The sequence below is a fragment of the Streptomyces sp. NPDC001700 genome, assembly GCF_053596435.1.
In genome coordinates this window covers 457,202-478,532 of record NZ_JBSFGE010000004.1, presented here as the reverse complement: position 1 = coordinate 478,532, position 21,331 = coordinate 457,202, and the positions used below count along the sequence as shown (strand labels likewise).

The 21,331-nt window shown below is 73.9% G+C and carries 2 protein-coding genes; both read right to left on the bottom strand.

Annotated elements, in window-relative coordinates:
• Positions 1 to 59 precede the first annotated feature (59 nt).
• Positions 60 to 1,370: an MFS transporter gene (locus tag ACWC5C_RS10510; RefSeq protein ID WP_450875039.1), complete on the bottom strand. Its 1,311-nt coding sequence runs from the start codon at positions 1,368 to 1,370 to the stop codon at positions 60 to 62.
• Positions 1,367 to 21,325: a non-ribosomal peptide synthase/polyketide synthase gene (locus ACWC5C_RS10505; RefSeq protein WP_450875038.1), complete on the bottom strand. Its 19,959-nt coding sequence runs from the start codon at positions 21,323 to 21,325 to the stop codon at positions 1,367 to 1,369. Before ACWC5C_RS10505 ends, ACWC5C_RS10510 begins: the two co-directional genes overlap by 4 nt.
• Positions 21,326 to 21,331 lie beyond the last annotated feature (6 nt).

The following is a 21,331-nucleotide window of genomic DNA, read 5'->3' as shown; positions in this document are numbered from 1 at the left end:
GTGCGGTACGGATCTTCTGGTGGATGTGCTGGATGTGCTGGATGTGGTGGATGTGGTGCCTAAGCCCCCGTCGGCTGGTCGCCGGACGGGGCGTTCGTGGACAGCCCGCGCAGGGTCGGGCTGGCGGTGGCGAGGACGGCCGCGGCGGCCATTCCGGCCGAGCACACCAGGATCGCCTGGTCGCCCGGCAGGGCCTGGGTGAGCAGACCGCCCAGCGCGGGGCCCGCCGCGCCCGCGACGCCGCAGGCCAGGGCGAGGGCGCTGGTGAGCCTGCCGCGCAGCTCGTCGGGGGTGCGCAGCAACTGCTCCGTCATGATCGCGGTGTTGGCGGTGGGCGGGAACAGCGCCATCAGGGCGAACAGCACCCCGGTCAGATAGCCGCTGTGCACGACGGCGGCGACCGGGGTGAGCACGGTCAGCCCCCAGAACACCGCCACGATGGCGCGGTAGGGGCCGAGGCGGCTGTGGAGTACGGGCGCGGCGAGCGCGCCCGCGACGCCGCCCACCCCGAGCATGGCCGCCATCACCCCGACCTCCCCGGAGGGCACCCCCCGGGTTCCGGCGAGCACGATGACGACGAGGTAGAAGGCGCTGAAAAACAGGTTCAGCACGACCGCGCACAGGATGGTGACCCGGATGCGGCGCTCCTGCCACACCCACCGCAGACCGGCCAGCATCTCGTGGCCGAGCCTGCCCGGCGGGGCGGCGGGCCGCTCCGGTTTCGGCAGCCGCAGGAAGAGCAGCGCCACGAAGGAGAGCGTGTGCATGACGGCGTCGGCCAGGAAGGGGACGAAGCGCCCCACGGCGAACAGGAAACCGCCGGTCGCGGTGCCCGAGAGCTGACCCATCGACGCCCGCGCCGTGTTCATCGAGACCGCCGCGGGCAGCTGGGTGGTGTCCACCAGCAGCGGCAGCGCGGCGTTCTCCGCCGGTTCGAAGAGGGCGGCGGCGGCCCCGAACACGGCCGCGACGGCCACCATGTGCGGCACGGTGGCCGCGTCGGCCCACACCGCGACCACCAGGCTGATGGCGGACACCGCCTGGGCTGCCTCGCAGACCAGCATCAGCGCCTTACGGTCGTACCGGTCCACCAGCACCCCGGCGGGCAGCCCGGCCACCATCTGCGCGGCGGCGATCGTGCCCATCACCAGACCCGACGCGGCGCCCGAACCGGTGAGCGCCAGCACCAGCAGCGGGAACGCGATCATCGTCGCGTGGAACCCGAACTCCGACAGCGCCTGGCTGCCCCACAGCAGCCGGTAGCCGCGGTTGCGCGACAGCGGCACCGGCGGGGGCGCGGACGGGGGCGCCTCCACCGGGCCCGACGACGCGGCGCCCGGGCCCGACGGCACGCCACGCTCCCCGCTCATGCGCCACCCCGGCAGTCCTGGGCGATGCGGCGCAGCGCGTCCGCGAAGTCCTCGGCCACCGCCGCCACGGTCGACTCCTCGTGGACACCGGGACGGTAGTACCAGGTGAAGCCGAGGCGGCCGTTCTGTACCGCCCCCACGACCTCCAGCAGATGTGATCCGCCTTCGCGGGGGTCATGGTCCTGGCCGAACGAGCCGTGCTCGGCGTGGACGAGGCCGTCCTTGGCCTCGGCGGAGGCGGACCGGGAGTCCCACTGGCCCAGGTAGTTGAAGACGACCTGGGGCCCGGCGCCGGTGCCGGTCAGCCGCTCCCGTACCTCGGGCGACCCGAACGTCCGCAGCGCGCCGAAGCCGAAGCCATTGCCGGGGACGGCCCGCAGCCGCCGCCTGACCGACTTCACCAGGCCGCGCCAGTCGACTGCCGAGGTGTCCCGGGCGGCGGGCAGGTCGAAGGAGACCGGGTACATCGTGGTGAACCAGCCCACCGTACGGGAGAGATCGGCGCCCTCGATGACGTCCTCGCGCCCGTGGCCCTCCAGTTCGACGGAGACCCGGTCCTGTCCGGTCCAGCGGGACAGCGCCAGCGCGAGGGCGGCCAGCAGTACGTCGTTGATGCGGGTGCGGTACGCGGTGGGGGCGGCGCGCAGCAGCGCCTCGGTGTCCGCCTCGTCGATCTCCACCGGGACCGCCCGGCTCTCGGTTCCCGGGGCGGGCGTCTCATGGTCGACCGGCAGCGGTCGCGCGTCCAGGGCCGTGGCCCAGTGGTCGGCCTCGTGGTCCAGGGCGCCGTCGCCGACCTGCTCGGCGAGGTGCAGGGCCCAGTCCCGGAACGAGGTCGACTTGGTGCCGAGGTCGACCGCCTCGCCGCGCACGCTCTGCTGGTACGCGGTGTCCAGGTCGTCCAGCACGATCCGCCAGGACACTCCGTCGATGACGAGGTGGTGGGCGGTCAGGAAGAGGAACGGCCGCCGGGCGTCGCCGAACCGGAAGAGTGCGGCCTTCAGCAGCGGACCGCTGCCGAGGTCGAAGCCCGCGTGGAGGGCGTCGGCCGTCTCCTCCATGGCCGTATCCGCCCCGCCTGGCGGCAGTCCGGACAGGTCGTACCGGGCGAGGACGGCCCCCGCTTCGGGCTCCGGGTTGTACTGCCGCCACTCGCCGCCGTCTTGGTCGCCGTCTCGCGTGAACCGCATCCGCAGCGCGTCGTGGTGGACGAGGAGAGCGGACAGGGCTTGTTCCAGTGCGGCCTCGTCCACGTCCTGGTCCAGCTCCAGCAGGGTGGACTGGTTGAAGTGGTGCGGATTGACGGTGTGGGTGGCGAAGAACCAGCGCTGGATCGGGGTGAGCGGAAGGTCTCCGGTCACCGGCTCCGCGCCGCCCTCCTGCTCTTCCGTCGTGGCCACGGCGGCCAGGGCGGCCACCGACTGATGGCTGAACAGATCCTTGGTGGTCACCCGCAGCCCCGACTGGCGGGCGCGGGAGACGACCTGGATGCTCAGGATGGAATCCCCGCCGAGGTCGAAGAAGTTGTCGTGCACGCCGACCCGGTCAAGGCCGAGGACATCCGCCCAGATCGCCGCGATCCGGCTCTCCATCGGGGTGCGCGGCGCCACATGGTCCGCGCCAGGAGCCGGTGCCGGATCAGGGTCGGGCAGGGCGCGGCGGTCGACCTTTCCGTTGGGGGTGAGCGGCAGTTCCGCGAGGGTGGCGAACGCCGAGGGCACCATGTGGGGCGGCAGGATCCCGCCCAGGAAGTCGCGCAGCGAGCCCGCGGTCGGTGCCGCGTCCGCCGCCGGGACCACGTAGCCGACCAGCCGCTTCAGCCCGGACGGATGCTCGGGCGTGGCCCCGGTGTTCCGTACGGCCACCACCGCATCGCGCACCTCGGGGCTGCGCCGCAGCGCGCTCTCCACCTCGCCCAGCTCGATCCGGAAGCCCCGGACCTTGACCTGGTCGTCGGCCCGGCCGACGAACCGCAGCTCGCCCTCGGCGGTCCAGCGCACCACATCGCCCGTGCGGTACATCCGCCCGCCCGCAGGGCCGAACGGATCGGCCAGGAAGCGGGACGCGGTGAGCCCCGGCCGCCCCAGATAGCCGCGCGCCAGAGCGGCCCCGGCCACGTACAGCTCCCCGGCCACGCCCACCGGAACCGGGCGCAGCGCGGAATCCAGTACGTAGGCCCGAGTGTTGGGGATCGGCCCGCCGATCGGCGGCGCCCCCGAACCGGCGGCCAGCGGCCCGGACCAGGTGCTCACCACGGTCGCCTCGGTCGGGCCGTACGAGTTGACCATCCGGCGTCCGGGCGCCCAGCGGTCCACCAGTTCGGCGGAGCACGCGTCACCGCCGACGATCAGTGTGCGCAGCTCCGGCATCCCCGCCTCCCGCGCCGCCTCCGGCACGGTGGCCAGCGCGGCCGGGGGGATGAGGGTGTGGGTGATCCGCTGCTCGGTGAGCACCTGGGCCAGCCGCTCGCCGAGCAGCGGTCCCTCCTCCGCGACCACGAGCGCCGCGCCCCTGGTCAGGGATATGCACAGCTCCAGTACGGAGGCGTCGAAGCTCGGCGAGGCGAACTGCAGGACCCGGTCCCCGGCCCGGACGTCGTAGTGTTCGGCGGCGGCGGACGAGAAGCTCGCCAGCCCCGCGTGGGTGACCACGACCGCCTTGGGCACCCCGGTGGACCCGGAGGTGTAGATGACGTACGCGGGATGGTCCGGTGTCAGCGCGGGGACGACGGGCGCCTCGGCGGGGCCGTCCCCGGCCCATACCGACGCCGGGTCGTCGAGCACCACCAGCGGTTCGGCGTCGCGCAGCATGAACGCCACCCGCTCCGCCGGGTAGTGGGGGTCGACCGGCAGGAACGCGCCGCCCGCCTTCACCACCGCCAGCTGCGCCACCACCATCTCCACCGACCGTGGCAGCACCAGCGCCACCCGCTGCTCCGGCCCCACACCGCGCCCGATCAGCCGGTGTGCCAGCCGGTTCGCCGCCACCTCCAGCTCGGCGAAGGTGAGCGTGCCCGCCCCGTACCGTACGGCGGTGGCGTCCGGGGACATCGCCGCCTGCCGCTCGAACAGCTCGGCCAGCGTGGCCGCGGGGACGGGGCGCCCGGTGGCGTTCCACTCCACGAGGGTGCGCCGCAGCTCGGCCGGGGTGGCGAGCGGCAGCGCGCCCACCGCCCGGTCCGGGTCGTCGGCGATGCCGGTGAGGAGCGTACGGAGGGCCGCGCCGATGCGCTCGGCCGTCGGCGCGTCGAACAGGTCGGTGCTGTAGCTGATCAGCCCGCGCAGCACACCACCCTCGGCCTCGGCGAACTCCAGCGTGAGGTCGAAGCTCGCGGTGCTGGTCTCCGGGGCGATGTCCTCCAGGGCGAGACCGGGCAGGTCCAGCGGCCCGCCGGGGATGTTCTGCAGCACCACCATCGCCTGGAACAGCGGTGTCCGGCTGGTGTCGCGGACGGGCTGCACCTCGTCCACCACCCGCTCGAACGGCACGCTCTGGTGGGCGAAGGCGTCCAGGACGGTGCCGCGCACATCGGCGAGGAAGTCGGTGAAGCCGCGCTCGGGGTCGACCGAGGAGCGCAGCACCAGGGTGTTGACGAAGAAGCCGATCAGGTGCTCGGCCTCGGCGCGCTCCCGGCCCGAGGTGACCGTGCCCACGGAGATGTCCTCCTGGCCCGACAGCCGGGCCAGCAGCACCTGGGCGGCCGCCACCAGTGTCATGAAGAGGGTGGTGCCACGGGTCTGTCCGTACTCCTTGAGGCGCCGGTTCACCTCGGCGGACACCTCGAACTCGGCCGTCGCGCCGTGTCCGCCGCGCTCCGCCGGACGGGGCCGGTCGGTGGGCAGCTCCAGTGGCTCGGTGTCGCGCAACTGCCGCTTCCAGTAGGCCAGTTGCTCATCGGCGTACGGGCCGGACACTTCGGCCCGCTGCCAGGCCGCGAAGTCGGCGTACCCCACCGGAAGCGGTGGCAGCTGCGCCGCCTCGCCGCTCAGCGCCGCCCGGTACAGCTCGCCCAGATCGCCCATGAGCACACTGTTGGACCAGCCGTCCGTGATGATGTGATGCAGCGTCAGGGTGAGGGCGTGGTCCTCGGCGGTGAGCCGGATCAGACCGACCCGCAGCAGTGGGCCGCGCCGCAGGTCGAAGGGGCGTTCCCGCTCCCGCGCCAGCAGCTCCGTCAGCTCCGCCTCCCGCCGGTCGGCGGGCAGGTCCGACAGATCGTGGCGGGTGAGCCGGACCGGGGAGGGCTCGTGCACGATCTGCACGCCGCGCCCGTCCACCGCGTCGAAGGTGGTACGCAGCGACTCGTGCCGGGCCACCAGCGCGGTCAGCGCCTCCTCCAGCGCCCGGACGTCGAGGTGGCCGCGCATCCGCAGCGCCAGCGGGGTGAGGTACTCGGTGCTGTCCGGTGCGAAGGAGTCCAGGAACCACAGGCGCTGCTGCGGATACGACAGCGGCAGCTCCGCGTCCCGGGACACCGGGACGATCGGCGCGGACGCTTCCCCCGCGCCACCGCCGCTCGCCTCGGTAAGGGCCGAGGCCAGGGCGGCCACCGTCGAGTGGGTGAACACCAGCCGGGGTGACACCTCCGCCCCGAACGCCTCCCGCAGCCGCGAGGTGAGCCGGATGCTGAGGATGGAGTCACCGCCGAGGACGAAGAAGTCGTCCTCGGCACCGACCCGTTCGGCCCCCAGCACCTCGGCCAGGATCCGCGCCGTACGCCGCTCGGCCTCGTCGCGCGGGGCCACGTAGGCCGCGCGCTCCGGGGCGGCGCCGGGCGCGGGCAGCGCCGCGCGGTCCAGCTTGCCGTTGCGGCTCAGCGGCAGCGCGTCCAGCGGGACGAACACGGACGGCACCATGTAGTCGGGGAGGGCGGCCGCCGTGCGGGTGCGCAACTCCGCGAGGTCCACGGCCGGTTCGCCGCCGGACACCACATACGCCACCAGCCGCTTCACCCCGGGCCGGTCCTCCCGGGCCACCACCGCCACGTCCGCCACCCCTGGGTGCGCGGTCAGCACGGTCTCCACCTCGCCCGGCTCGATCCGGAAGCCCCGGACCTTCACCTGGTGGTCGGCGCGGCCCACGAACTCCACCGTGCCGTCCGGCCGCCGCCGCGCCAGGTCCCCGGTGCGGTACATCCGCTCCCCGGCGGGCCCGTACGGATCGGCGAGGAAGGCCGCCGCCGTCGCACCGGGCCGCCCCAGATAGCCACGGGCCACGCCCTCACCGGCGACGAAGAGTTCACCGACGACACCCGGCGGTACGATCCGCAGCCGCGCGTCCAGGACGTACACCCGCGTGTTGTCCAGCGGCCCGCCGATCGGCACCACATCGGGCACCCGGTCGGCCCGGGACATCGGGAACGCGGTCGCGAAGGTCGTCGTCTCAGTCGGCCCGTAGCCGTCCACGACGGTCAGCCCGGGGCACGCCGCCAGCACCCGGCGCACCGCGCCCGCTGGCACCACATCGCCGCCGGTCCACACCTCGCGCAGCCCCGCGAAACAGTCGGGGGCGTCCTGTGCCAGCAGCCGGAACAGCCCGGCGGTCAGCCACAGCCCCGTCACCCCGTGGTCGGCCACCAGCCGCCGCAGCGCCGCCGCGTCCAGCTCGCCCGGCGGGGCCACCACCACCTGGCCGCCGCGCAGCAGCGGCACCCACACCTCGTAGGTGGCGGCGTCGAACGCCACCGGGGAGTGCAGCGCCACCCGGTCGTGTCCGCCGCCCCCGAAGGCCCGGTGGAAGGCGAGCGCCGCCACATCGCGGTGGCGCACCCCCACGGCCTTCGGCTCCCCGGTCGACCCGGAGGTGAACATCACGTACGCCAGGTTGTCCCGGCGCACCGGCACGGCGGGCGGGACGCGCTCGCCGTCGCGTACGGCGGCCACGTCGTCCGCCGTCAGCACGACCTTCGCGCCCGTGGCCGCGAGCAGCGTCCGCTGCCGTGCGCGCGGCGCGCGAGCGTCCACCGGTACGTACACCCCGCCCGCCCTGACGACCGCGAGCTGGGCCACGACCAGTTCGGCCGACCGGTCCATGAGCAGCGCCACCCGGCCCTCGTGGCACACCCCCGACTCGGCCAGAGACGCGGCCAGTTGGCCGGACCACGCGTCGAGGTCGCGGTAGCTGAGGGCGGTGGCGCCATCCGTGACGGCGATGGCGTCCGGGGTGCGCGCGGCCTGCTCGGCGAACAGCTCCGCGAGCGAGCCCTGTGGCAGCGGCCGCGCGGTGTCGTTCCACTCCCGCACCGCCCGGCGCTCCTCGTCGCCGGTCAGCAGCCGCAGATCGTCCAGGGAGCGCCCGGCGCCATCGGCGATGCCGGTCAGCAGCGTCTCCAGATGGCGCGCCGCCCGCTCCGCCGTCGCCGCGTCGAACAGCGCGGGATCGTAGGCGATGTCGAACCCGAGCCGGTCGCCGAGATAGGCGCGCAGGCACAGCGGGAAGGTGGTGGCGTCCTCGGCCCGCACCTCCCGGATGGCGATCCCGGCACCGGACGCCGACTCCTCGTCGAACGGATAGTTCTCGAACACCACCATGGAGTCGAACAGCCCCTCGGCGGCGGGCAGTTCGCTCAGGGCCTGGATCCGGGCGAGGGAGACGAAGTCGAAGCGGCGGGACTCGCTCTGCTGGTCCTGGAGTTCCCGCAGCCACCCCGCCACCTCGCGGCCGCCATCGGCCACGGCCCGGGTGGGGACCGTGTTGATGAACATGCCGACCATCGTCTCCACACCCGGCAGCCCGTCAGGGCGGCCCGAGGCGGTGGTGCCGAACACCACGTCGCTCTCGCCGCCGTACCGGGACAACAGCAGCGCCCAGGCACCCTGCACGACCGTGTTCACGGTCAGCCCACGGCCACGGGCCATCTCGCGCAGCCGGGCGGACACCTCCCGGGACAGCTCCAGCCGGGTCAGCTCGCCGGAGGTGGCGCGGTGTGCCTCCCGGGGCGGCCGGTCGTACGGCAGCGGGGTCCGGGCCTCGAAGCCCGCCAGGACGTCCCGCCAGTGGCGCTCGGCGCGCTCCTGGTCCTGCTCCCGCAGCCAGCGCAGGAAGTCCCGGAACGGGCGCCGCGCGGGCGGGCTCACGGTGCGGCCCTCGGTGAGCGCCGCGTAGTGCTCGCACACCTCGGCGAAGATCTGCCCGGTGGACCAGCCGTCGAGCATCAGATGGTGTGAGGTCCACACCAGCATGACCTCGTCGTCGCTCTGCCGCGCGATCGCGATCCGGGACAGCGGGGCACGCGTCAGCTCCATCCCGGCCGCCCGGTCCTCGGCGAGCAGCCGCTCCAGCGCGGCCTGCCGCTCGTCCGGCGTCAGATCCCGCCAGTCGTGGCGGGCGGTGGGCAGGGCGACATGACGGCGTACGACCTGGACGGGCTCCTCCAGACCCTCCCAGCGGACCTCGCTGCGCAGCACCGGCGTACGGTCGGTGACCCGCTGCCAGGCGGCGGCGAACGCGTCCGGGTCGGCGATGCCGCCGACGCGCAGCGCGATCTGGTCGAAGTAGGCGCCCTGGGTGTCGACCAGGCCGTGGAAGAGCATGCCCGCCTGCAGCGGGGTCAGCGGATAGATGTCCTCCACGTCCCGGCCGTCGCCCGCGATCAGGTCCACCTGGCGCTGGTCGAGCCGGGCGAGCGGGAAGTCGGAGGGGCTGCGGCCGCCCGCGCCGGGCTCCGCGCAGTGCGCCACGATCTCCCGCAGCGCGGCGACCACGTCCTCGGCGAGACGGCGCACGGTCGCCTCGTCGTACATCAGCTCCGGGTACGTCCAGCCCAGCTCCAGACGGCCGTCCTGGACGGCCCCGGTGACCTCCAGCAGATACGTACGGGTCTCGCCGTCCGGCGCGTCCTTACCCGTCGAGGGCAGCGCGCCCCGGATGAGACCGGTGGCGTCTTCCGTGGCGGCGACATCCCACTGGCCGTGGTAGTTGAACCCGATCTGCGGCGCCGGGCCGCCACGCAACCGCTCGCCCGCCGTGGGGGAGAGGTGGCGCAGCGCGCCGTAGCTCAGCCCGCGGTGCGGGACGGCGTGCAGCTGCTCCTTGACGGACCGCAGCGTGTCCCGCCAGCCCGCGCCCGGCGCCACGGTCAGCGCGAGCGGGAACTCGGCGGTGAACCAGCCGACCGTACGGGAGAGATCCAGCTCGTCGAAGAGGTCCTCGCGGCCGTGGCCCTCCACCCCGATCAGCGCGGTGTCGCCGCCGGTCCAGCGGGCCAGACTGCGGCCGAGCGCGCTGAGCAGCACATCGTTGATCTGGGTGCGGTAGACCTCGGGGACGTCGCGCAGCAGCGCCTCGGTCTCGGCGCGGGTCAGGCGCGTGGTCACCGTGGCCGCCGTCTCCTGGGTGTTGGCGCCCTCGCGGTCGACGGGGAGCGGGGCGGGCGCGGTGTGCGCGGCCCGCTCCCAGTACGCCAGGTCGCCGTCGAGCCCGCCGGAGCGTACGTGCTCCGCCAGCCGGGCCGCCCAGTGCGCGTAGGCGCTGCTCGCCGGGGGCAGTACGGGCGTGGCACCGGCCGTGGCCTGGTCGTACGCGGTCTCCAGGTCGCCGAGGAGGACGCGCCACGAGACGCCGTCGACCACCAGATGGTGCACGGTGAGCAGCAGCTCGGGCGGCCGCTGCGGACCGTAGGTGAACAGCAGCGCCCGCAGCACCGCGCCCTCGGCGATGTCCAGCCCGCTCTGGGCCGCGACCGTGGCCTCGCGCACGGCGCGCGACCGCGCCTCGTCGCCGAGGCCGGACAGATCGTGCCGCTCCAGCAGCGGGCCGGGCGCGGTGGCCAGGACCTCCTGCCGCCACTGGCCGTCGATGACCAGGAACCGGGTGCGCAGCGCCGGGTGGTGCGCCACGAGCGCGTCCAACGCTCGGCGCAGGCTCAACTCATCTGTCTCACCAGTGAGTTGGAGCCGGTGAGTCATGGTGAAGTGGTGCGGATCGCCGGGCCGCCGCTCGTCCAGGTACCAGTGCTGGATCGGGGTCAGCGGCGCCGGACCGGTCGGCGGACCGGCCGGGGCGTGGTCCCGCGCGGGGGCGGAGCCGATGCTCAGCGCGAGTTCCGCGATGGTCTGGTGGCGGAAGACGTCCTTGGAGGTGATCCGCAGCCCGGCCTGGCGGGCCCGGGAGACGATCTGGATGCTGAGGATCGAATCGCCGCCGAGCGCGAAGAAGTTGTCCTCCACGCCGACCCGGGGGGTGCCCAGCACCTCGGACCACACCCGCGCGAGCACGGTCTCCGGCTCGGTGCGCGGCGCCAGATACGCGGTCTCCGCGTCCGGCCGCACAGGCGGCGCGGGCAGCGCCCGCCGGTCGACCTTTCCGGCGTCGGTGCGGGGCATCCGCTCCAGCGTCACGAAGGCCGCCGGGACCATGTAGTCGGGCAGGGTCCGCTTGAGCAGGGTGCGCAGCTCCGTCGCGCCGGGCGCGGTGTCCAGTTCGGTGGCCACGAGGTAGCACACCAGCCGCCGGTGGCCGGTGTCCTCCCGGACCACCACCACGGCGTCCTCGACCGCTGGATGGCTCAGTACGGCGGCCTCGATCTCACCGGGCTCGATGCGGAAGCCACGGATCTTGACCTGTTCGTCGGTGCGGCCGAGGAATTCGAGCACCCCGTCCGCCGTCCAGCGGGCCCGGTCGCCCGTGCGGTACATCCGGGAGCCGGGCGGGCCGTACGGATCGGCGGTGAAGTGGCGCGCGGTCAGCCCCGGCCTGCCGAGATAGCCGCGCACCACCTGGGCCCCGGCCAGATGCAGTTCGCCCGGCACTCCGGGCGGCACCGGCCGCAGCGCCTCGTCCAGGACGTACGCCCGCAGATTGTGCCCGGGGCGCCCGATGAGCGGCCGGTCGCCGAGGTCGGCGAGGCGCCCGTACACCGCGTCGACGGCGCACTCGGTGGGCCCGTAGAAGTTGTACGCCGCCACGCCGGGCACCGCGCGCAGCTCCCGCCACAGCGCCGCCCCCAGCGCCTCGCCGCCCACCATCACGATGCGCGGCTTGTGGTTGCCACTGAAGAGCCCGGTGGCCATCAGCTCCTGCAGATACGAGGGCGTGAGGTCGAGGAAGTCCAGCTCACGGGCGCGGATCAGCTCGACCAGGGCGTCCGGGTCGAGCCGTACCGCGTCGTCGATCAAGTGCACCTCCTGGCCCGCCGCCAGGAACACGGCGCCCTCCCAGGACGTGTCGAAGGAGAACGCGGCGGTCAGCGCGGCGCGCAGCGGACGGCCCGCCTCGGCCGCGTGCGGCGCGATGAGCCCGGCCAGATGGTCGTGCCACAGGTTGACCAGCTGGCCGTGCTCGACCGCGACACCCTTGGGGCGGCCCGTGGACCCCGAGGTGTAGTTGATGTACGCGGTGTTCGCGGGGCGCAGCGGGACGCGCCGGTCCCGGTCGGTGGGGTCGGTGGCGGGCAGGCTGTCGAGGGGCGCGTCGCGCAGCGCCTCGGGGGTGAGGACGGTCCCGGGCGCCGCGTCGTCCAAAATGAACTGAGCGCGCTCGGCGGGCAGTTCGGGATCCACGTACAGATACGTACCGCCCGCCTTGAGGACGGCGAGCTGCGCCACCATCAGCTCGGCGGTGCGCGGCAGCCTGACCGCGACCACCTGCTCGGGACCGGCCCCGAGGGCGATCAGATGGTGGGCCAGCCGGTTGGCGCGGGCGTTCAGCTCCGCGAAGTCGTAACGGGCGCCCGAGGCCACCAGCGCGGTGGCGTGCGGGGTGCGGGCGGCCTGCTCCTCGAAGAGGCGCGGGAAGGTGGTGTCCGCCACCGGCAGCGCGGTGGCGTTCCACTCCTCCAGCACGGTGTGCCGCTCCCGCGCGGTCAGCAGCGGGAGTTCGCCCACCGGGCGGCCCGGGTCGTCCGCCACCGCCTCCAGCAGCAGCCGCAGCTGGCGGGTCATCCGCCGCACGGTCTCCGCGTCGAACAGATCAGTGTTGTACTCCACGAAGCCGGTCAGGGCGCCCTGGTGCTCCACGAAGTCGAAGCCGAGGTCGAACGCGGCGGTCCGGCTCGGAATGCGGACGGCCTCCACGGCCAGCCCGGGCAGGCTCGGCACCTCGCTGCCCAGGTTGTGCAGCGCCACCATCACCTGGAAAAGCGGGGTGCGGCTGGTGTCCCGCTCCGGCTGGAGCGTGTCCACGATCCGCTCGAACGGCACGTCCTGGTGGGCGAAGGCGTCGAGGACGGTGTCGCGCACCTCCTGGAGCAGTTCGCCGAACGGGCGGTCCGCGCGCACCCGGCTCCGCAGCACGAGGGTGTTCACGAACATCCCGACGAGCCGCTCCAGCTCGGGCCGCTCCCGGCCGGAGGTCACGGTGCCCACCGCGATGTCCTCCTGCCCCGACCAGCGCGCCAGCAGCACCTGGCAGGTGGCGAGCAGGGTCATGAAGAGGGTGCCGTCGCCGCGCCGCCCGGTCTCGCGGAGCCGGTCCACCAGCTCCGCGTCCAGGGTGAAGTCCAGCAGCGCCCCGTTCTTGGTCTGCACGGCCGGGCGCGGCCGGTCGGTGGGCAGCTCCAGCGGGGCCAGCTCGGCGAGGGTCTTGCGCCAGTGGTCCAGCTGCGGTTCCACGGTGGCGGCGCCGCCTCGCGGATCGCGCTGCCAGGCCGCGTAGTCGGCGTAACCCAGCGGCAGCGGGGGCAGTTCGGGGCTGCGGCCCGCCACCGCCGCCGCGTACAGCTCGCTCAGATCGTCGCTGATGACGGCGGTGGACCAGCCATCCGTGACGATGTGATGCATCGTCAGCGTGAGGACGTGTTCCTCGTCGTCCAGCCGGATCAGCGACGCCCGCAGCAGCGGCCCGGTGGCCAGGTCGAAGGCGGTGGCGCCCTCGCGCTCCAGCAGCCGCTCCAGCTCCCGTTCACGCTCGGTGGCGGGGAACGCGGTGAGGTCGTGGCACGGCAGCTCGACCCGGTACGGGTCGTTGATCCGCTGCACGCCGTGGCCGTCCACCTCGGCGAACGTGGTGCGCAACGGCTCGTGCCGGGCTACTAGGCCGTCGAGGGCGGTGTGCAGGGCGCCGGTGTCGATCCGCCCGCGCAGCCGCAGCGCGAACGGGGTCACATACTCGGTGTCGCGGTCGTCGAAGCCGTCCAGGAACCACAGCCGCTGCTGCGCGTACGACAGTGGCAGGTCACCGCCCCGCGCCACCGCCGGGATCACCTCGCGCGGCGCGGCGCCGCCGTCCGGTGCCGCGCTCAGCGCGGTGGCGAGGGCGGCGACGGTGGCATGGGTGAACAGCGACCGTGGCGAGACGTCCGTGCCGAAGGCGGTACGCAGCCGGGAGGCCACCCGGATGGCGAGGATCGAATCGCCGCCCAGGGCGAAGAAGTTGTCCTCGGCCCCGGCTTCCTCGACGCCCAGGACATCGGCCCACACCCGGGCCACCGTGGCCTCCGCCTCGGTGCGCGGGGCGATCCGCTCGGCGCTCGTCGCGAAGCCGTCCGCGCCCGGGGCGGGCAGCGCCGCCCGGTCCAGCTTGCCGTTGGCGGTCAGCGGCAGGGTGTCCAGGGGCACGTAGGCGGCCGGAATCATGTGCTCGGGCAGGTTCTGCCCCAGGAATTCCCGCAGTTCGGCGGCGGGTGGCGAGGCCTCCTGGCGAGCGGCCACGGTGTAGGCGACCAGCCGCCGCACCCCGGGCGTGTCCTCGCGCGCGATCACCACGGCGTGTGCCACCGCCGGATGCGCGGTCAGGGCGGCCTCGATCTCACCGGGTTCGATCCGGAAGCCACGGATCTTCACCTGGTCGTCGGCGCGGCCCAGATACTCCAGCTCGCCGTCCGCGCTCCACCGGGCCCGGTCGCCGGTGCGGTACATCCGGTGTCCCGGCGGGCCGAACGGATCGGCGACGAAGCGGGACGCGGTCAGCCCCGGCCGCCGCAGATAGCCACGGGCCAGCCCGGCGCCCGCCACGTACAGCTCGCCGACCGCACCCGGCGGCACCGGCTGGAGCGCGCCGTCGAGGACGTAGATCCGCAGGTCGGGGATGCCGGTGCCGATGCCACTGCCGGTGGCGCTCGCCGCCGTGGCGCGGTCGAGGGCGGTGTGGGTGACGTGCACGGTGGTCTCGGTGATCCCGTACATGTTGACCAGCACGGGCGCGGTGTCCGCGTGCCGCGCGTACCAGCCCTCCAGGCGGCGCGGGTCCAGCGCCTCACCGCCGAAGATCACCCGGCGCAGCGAAAGCCGCGCCCCGGGGCTCTCTTCGTCGGCGCGCATCAGGGCGTAGAACGCCGACGGCGTCTGGTTGAGGACCGTCACCCGGTCGTCCGCCAGCAGCCGCAGGAACTCCTGCGGGGAGCGCGAGACCGCGTACGGGACCACCACGAGCCGTCCGCCGTGCAGCAGCGGCCCCCAGATCTCCCAGACGGAGAAGTCGAAGGCGTAGGAGTGGAACAGCGTCCACACATCGGTCTGGTCGAACGAGAACCACGGGCGGGTCCGCGAGAACAGCCGGACCACATTGGCGTGCGGGATGACCACGCCCTTGGGGCTACCGGTCGAGCCCGAGGTGTAGATGGCGTACGCCGGGCTGTCCGGCAGCGGCCGGGCGGCGGCCGGGAGAGTGGCCGGGCGGTCCCGCAGATCGGCGGCCACCGCCGGATCGTCCAGGCACAGCCGGGGCACGGCGGTGTCCGCCGCGATCCGCTCGGCCAGGTCGGCGGTGGTCAGCAGCAGCACGGGTTCGGTGTCGGCGAGCATATGGGCGATCCGCCCGGCGGGCTGGTCCGGATCGATCGGCAGATAGGCCGCACCGGTCTTCAGCACGGCCACGACCGCCACGATCATGTCGAGCGAGCGGGGCAGCGCCAGCGCCACATACCGCTCCCGCGCCGCGCCCCCGGCGACGAGCCGATGGGCCAACTTCCCTGCGTGCGCGTCGAGTTCGGCGTACGACAGGGACTCCCCGGCGCAGCTGACGGCAATCGCGTCCGGGGTCCGGGCGGCCTGCTCCTCGAACAGGTCCACCACGGTGTGCTCCGGTGTGCCCTGCTCCGAGCCGTTCCACTCCACCAGGATCCGCTGCCGCTCCTCGGCCGTCGTCCACGGCAGGGCCCTCAGCGGGCGGTCGGGGTCGGCCGCGATCCCGGTCAGCAGCTGGCACAGCCGGTCGGCGAGGGCGGACGCGGTCCCGGCGTCGAACAGCTCCGGGTCGTAGCCGAGGTCGAAGCCGAGCCGGTCGGAGAGATGGGCCCGCAGGCTCAGCGGGAAGTTCGTGGCATCGGTCGACTGGACGTCGAGGATGCGCAGCCCCGCCTCGCGCGCCGAGGAGTCGTCGAAGGGGTAGTTCTCGAACGCCACCATGCTGTCGAAGAGCGGCGTACCGGCCGGGACCTCGCTCCAGGCCGACAGCTGGGCCAGCGAGGCGGATTCGAAGCGCCGCGCCTCCGACTGCGCCACCTGGAGGTCCCGCAGCCACGCGGCGGTGTTCCGGGCGCCGTCGACCGCTACCCGGGTGGGCAGGGTGTTGATGAACATGCCCACCATCGACTCGACCCCGGCCAGCTCCGCCGGGCGGCCCGAGACGGTGGTGCCGAAGACCACGTCACTCTCGCCGCTGTACCGGGACAGCAGCAGCGCCCAGGCGCCCTGCACGATGGTGTTGACGGTCAGCCCGTGCCGCCGGGCCGCCTCGCGCAGCTCCGCCGACACCCCGGCCCCGAGCGCCACCGCCACGGTCGCCGAGGAACCGGCCCGGTGCGACTCCAGGGGCTTGCGGTCGTACGGCAGCGGCGTGGGCGCGGTGACCCCCGCGAGCAGCGCCCGCCAGTGCTCCTCGGCCTCCCGGCCGTCCTGCCGGTCCAGCCAGTGCAGATAGTCGCGGAAGGGCCGCCGGGCGGTCAGCGCCGGGCGCTCTCCCCGGGCCGCCGCCGCGTACCGCTCGCACACCTCGGTGAAGACCTGGGCCAGGCTCCAGCCGTCCAGGATCAGATGGTGCGAGGTCCAGATCAACGCCACCTGGTCATCGGGGAGTTGGACCAGGGTCAGCCGCATCAGCGGCGGCGCCGTCAGATCCAGGCCACGCGCCAGATCGTCGGCCCGGAGCCGGTCCAGCTCGGCCGGGTGCCGCTCCTCCGGAAGCTCGCGCGCGTCCACATGTGTGACGGGCACGGCGGCCCGCTGGCGTACGAACTGCACCGGCCGCTCGACGTCCTCCCACACCACGCCGCTGCGCAGCACCGGGGTGCGGTCGACCGTCTGCTGCCACGCGAGCGCGAACGCGTGCGGATCGCTCACCCCGGCCAGGGTCAGCGTGGCCTGGTCCAGATACACGTCCTGCCCGTCGCCCACCAGACGGTGGAAGAGCATGCCCTCCTGGAGCGGAGTCAGCGGATAGATGTCCTCGGTGCCGCGCCCGTCACCGACCAGCCGGTCCACGCCCGCCTGGTCCAGCCGGGCGAGCGGGAAGTCCGACGGCGTACGGCCACCGGCGTCCGGCTCGGCGCAGTGGCCGACGATCTCCCGCAGCGCCGCCAGCATCGCGTCCGCGAGCCCGCGCACCGTGCCCTCGTCGTGGACGCGGTCGGAGTAGAGCCAGGTCAGCTCCAGCTCCCCGGCGGACACCACGCCCGACACATCGAGCGGATACGTCGAGGGCTCATCGGGGTCGAGATCCTGCCCCAGGCTCTCCCCGGTGAGGGTGAACGCGTCGTCGCCCGGTACGGAGTCCCACTGGCCGTGGTAGTTGAAGCAGATGCCCGGCAGCGGGGTGTCGCGCAGCGCGCGGGCGGGGGAGTCCGGCGCGCTCAGATGAGCCAGCGCCTCGTAGCTCAGCCCCCGGCGGGGCAGCGCCCGCAACTGCTCCTTCACGGACTTCAGGACCGCGCCCCAGCCGCCGCCGGGCACGGTGAGCGCCACCGGGTACTGGGTGGTGAACCAGCCGACGGTACGGGACAGTTCGACGCTGTCGTCGATCTCCTCGCGGCCGTGGCCCTCCATGGCCACCAGCACCCGCTCGGTATGCGTCCAGTCGGCGAGCACCCGGCCGAGCGCGCTCATCAGTACGTCGTTGATCTGCGTCCGGTACACCCCCGGCACCCGGCGCAGCAGCGCGTCCGTCGTGTCGCGGTCGAGCCGCACCCGGACCGTGCGGGTGGTTCCGGCGGTGGCGTGTCCCGGGTGGTCGACGGGCAGCTCCGCGCCGTCCGCCCGCGCCACGTCCTCCCAGTACGGCAGGTCGCCGTCCAGCTCCCCGGCGAGGACGTGGCCGCTGAGCCGGTGGGCCCAGTGGGTGAACGAGGTGCCGACCGGGTCGAGCCGCACCGGCTCCCCGGCCACGGCCTGACGATACGCGGCCTCCAGATCGCCCAGCAGAATGCGCCACGACACGCTGTCCACGGCCAGGTGGTGGACGGCCAGGAACAGCCGCGGCCGGGTCGTCGCACCGCGCAGGATCAGCGCGCCACGCAGCAACGCGCCCGTGGCCAGGTCGAGTTCGGCGCGCGCGGCCTCGGCGGCCGCCTCGGCCGCGGTGTGCGCCGCGTCCCCCTCCAGCTCCGACAGATCGTGACGGCGGATCAGCGGCCCCGCCACCGAAGCGTCGGCGTGCTGGCGCCACGCGCCGCCCTCCCGTACGAACCGGGTCCGCAGCGCCGGGTGGTGGGCGGCCACCGCCTCCAGGGCGGTGTGCAGCGCGGTCTCGTCCAGGTCGTACGGCAGGTCCACCACCATCGACATGGTGAAGTGGCGCAGCGGGCCGTGGGTGGCGAAGAACCAGTGCTGGATCGGGGTCAGCGGCGCCGGGCCCATCGGCTCGGCGGCCGTGTCCTCCGTATCAGCGGCGCCGCGCGGGGCGATGGCGGCGGCCAGGTCGGCGATGGTCTGGTGGAGGAAGATGTCCCGGGAGCTGAGCCGCAGCCCGGCCTGGCGCGCCCGTGAGACGGCCTGGATGCTGAGGATCGAGTCGCCGCCCAGCTCGAAGAAGTTGTCCGTCACCCCGACCTGCTCGGCGCCCAGCACCTCGGCCCAGATGCGCGCCAGTTCCTCTTCCGCCGGGGTGCGCGGCGCCGTGTAGGCGTTCTCCCGCCGGTCGGTGTCGGGGTGCGGGGCGGGCAGCGCGCGCCGGTCGAGCTTGCCGCTCGTGGTGAGCGGCATGGCGTCGAGGGCGAGGAAGGCGCCCGGAATCATATGGCCGGGAAGTGTGCGCCCGAGGGCGGCCCGTAGTTCCTGCACAGTGGGCGGCGTGGCGGTGGCGGCCGGTACGTAGTAGGCGGCCAGCCGCGCGTGGTCGCGCTCGTCGGTCACGGCGATCACGGCCGCCTCGGCGACGGACGGCAGATCGAGCAGCGCGGCCTCGATCTCGCCCGGTTCGACCCGGTGGCCCCGGATCTTCACCTGGTCATCCGCGCGCCCGAGGTAGTCCAGCTCCCCGGTGGCGGTCCAGCGGGCCACATCGCCGGTGCGGTACATCCGGCCACCCGACGGCCCGAACGGATCGGCCATGAAGCGCTCGGCGGTGAGCCCCGGGCGGTGCGGATAGCCGCGCGCCAGCTGGTCCCCGGCGAGATACAGCTCGCCCGCGACCCCGGCGGGCACCGGCCGGAGCCGGGCGTCGAGTACGTAGGCGCGCAGATTGCCCAGCGGCCGCCCCACCACCGGGCGCCCGGCGCCGCCGATCCGGGCGGCGAGCGCGTCGACGGTGCACTCGGTCGGACCGTAGAAGTTGTACGCCGTGGTGCCGGACACCTCCGCCAGCTGCCGCCACAGCGTCTGGCCGATGGCCTCGCCGCCCAGCATCAGCACCCGGGGGCGGTGCCGGGCGTCGGTGAGCAGCCCGGCCGGGAGGAGCTGCCGCAGATACGACGGCGTGAGGTCGAGGAAGTCGATCCGGTGCGCCGCGATGTGGTCGACCAGCGCGGCCGGGTCGAGCCGGGTGGTCTCGTCGATGAGGTGCAGCTCATGGCCGTCCGCCAGCAGCAGCAACCCCTCCAGCGAGGTGTCGAAGGAGAACGACGCGGTCAGCGCGGCGCGCAGCGGACCGCCGCCCGCCTCCGCCACGAAGCCGTGCCGGTGGCCCACCAGCAGGTTCACCATGGCCCGGTGCGAGACCGCGACACCCTTGGGGCGGCCGGTGGAGCCTGAGGTGTAGATGACGTACGCCGCGCCGTCCCGGTGCAGCGCGGCGACCCGGTCGGCGTCGGTGGGGTCGGTCGCGGGCAGCGTGGCGGGGACCGCGCGCAGCGCCGCCTCGTCCAGCACCAGCATCGGTTCGGCGTCCGACAGGAGGAACGCGACGCGCTCCTCGGGGAGTTCGGGATCGATGGGCAGATACACGCCACCCGCCTTGAGGACGCCGAGGATCGCCACGACCATGTCGGCGGTGCGCGGCAGCTTCACCCCGACGGTCCGCTCGGGGCCGACACCCTGCCCGATCAGCTGGTGCGCCAGCCGGTTGGCGGCCGCGTTGAGCGACGCGAAGTCGTACGTCTCCGCCCCGGCCACCAGCGCCGTGGCCGCCGGGGTACGGGCCGCCTGGGCCTCGAACACGGCGGGGAAGGTCAGCGCCGGGGCGGCCAGGGCAGGACCCCGCTCCCACTCCGCCACCTGCCGCCGCTCCTCCGCCGTCAGCAGCGGGAGTTCCCGCAGCGGCCGGTCCGGTGCGGCGCTCGCCCCCTCCAGCAGCACCAGCAGATGGCCCGCCATGCGCTCGGCGGTCTCCGCGTCGAACAGCTCGGTGCTGTACTCCAGCAGCCCCCGCAACTCCTCGTCTTCCTCCACGAACTCCACGCTGAGGTCGAAGGTGGAGGACTGCCGGGGCACATCGACGGATTCCGCCGTCAGCCCGGCCGGGCGCGGCGCGCCCCGGGGGTTGCTGTGGAGCAGCACCATGACGTCGAACAGCGGGTTGCGCCCGGCCTCCCGGCGCGCCCCCACGGCCTCCACCAGCCGCTCGAACGGCGTCTCATCGTGCGCGAACGCGTCGAGGACCGTCGCACCCGCCTCATCGATCAGCTCGCGGTACGAACGCGCCACATCGACCCCGGAGCGCAGCACCACGGTGTTCACGAAGAACCCCACGGCGCGCTCCAGTTCGGTGCGGCCACGCCCGGAGGTGACCGTACCGAGCGCGATGTCGTCCTGCCCCGACCAGCGGGCGAACAGCCCCTGGCACGCGGCGACCAGCACCGTGAACAGCGTGGTGCGCCGCTCCGCCGCCAGCTCCTTCAGCCGCGCCGCGACCTCCCGGCCCACGGTGAACTCGTACACCGCGCCCGCCGACGTGCGCACCGAGGGCCGGGGCCGGTCGGTGGGCAGCTCCAGCGGGACGGCGCCCGTGAGCCGGTCCTTCCAGTGGTCGAGCTGCTTGTCCAGCGCGGCCCCGGAGAGCCGGTTCCGCTGCCACACCGCGAAGTCCGGGTACTGCACCGGAACCGGCGGCAGCGAGGCCCGCGCGGTCCCCTCGGCTCCGTACAGCGCGCACAGCTCGTCCAGCAGGATGCCCATGGACCAGCCGTCGGTGACGATGTGATGGGCGGTCAGCAGCAGTACGTGTTCCTCGTCCGCCAGCCGTATCAGCAGCGCCCGCAGCAGGGGCCCGGTGCGCAGGTCGAACGGGCGCGAGTACTCGGCGAGCAGCGTGCCGTCCAGCGCCTCGGGCCCGCTTGTCAGGTCGGTGACCGGCAGCGGAACCTCGGTGGCTTCGCGCACCACCTGCGACGGCTGCCCGTCCCCGTCCTCGAAGACGGTCCGCAGCGCCTCGTGCCGTGCCACCAGGGCATCCAGCGCCCGGGAGAGCGCGGCCACGTTCAGGGCGCCGGTCAGCCGCAGGGCGACGGCGCTGTTGTAGCCCGCCTCGTCCGGCTGGAGGGTGTGCAGGAACCACAGCCGCTGCTGGGCGAAGGACAGCGGAAGGGTCTGGGCGCGGTCCGCGCGGGGGATCGCCGCGGTGCGTGCGGCCTTGCCCGCGAGACGGCGGCGGAGGGCTTCCCGCATTTCCTCGGGCAGGGCGGAGGCGCGGCTGTTCCTCGAAGACGTCATGTTCTC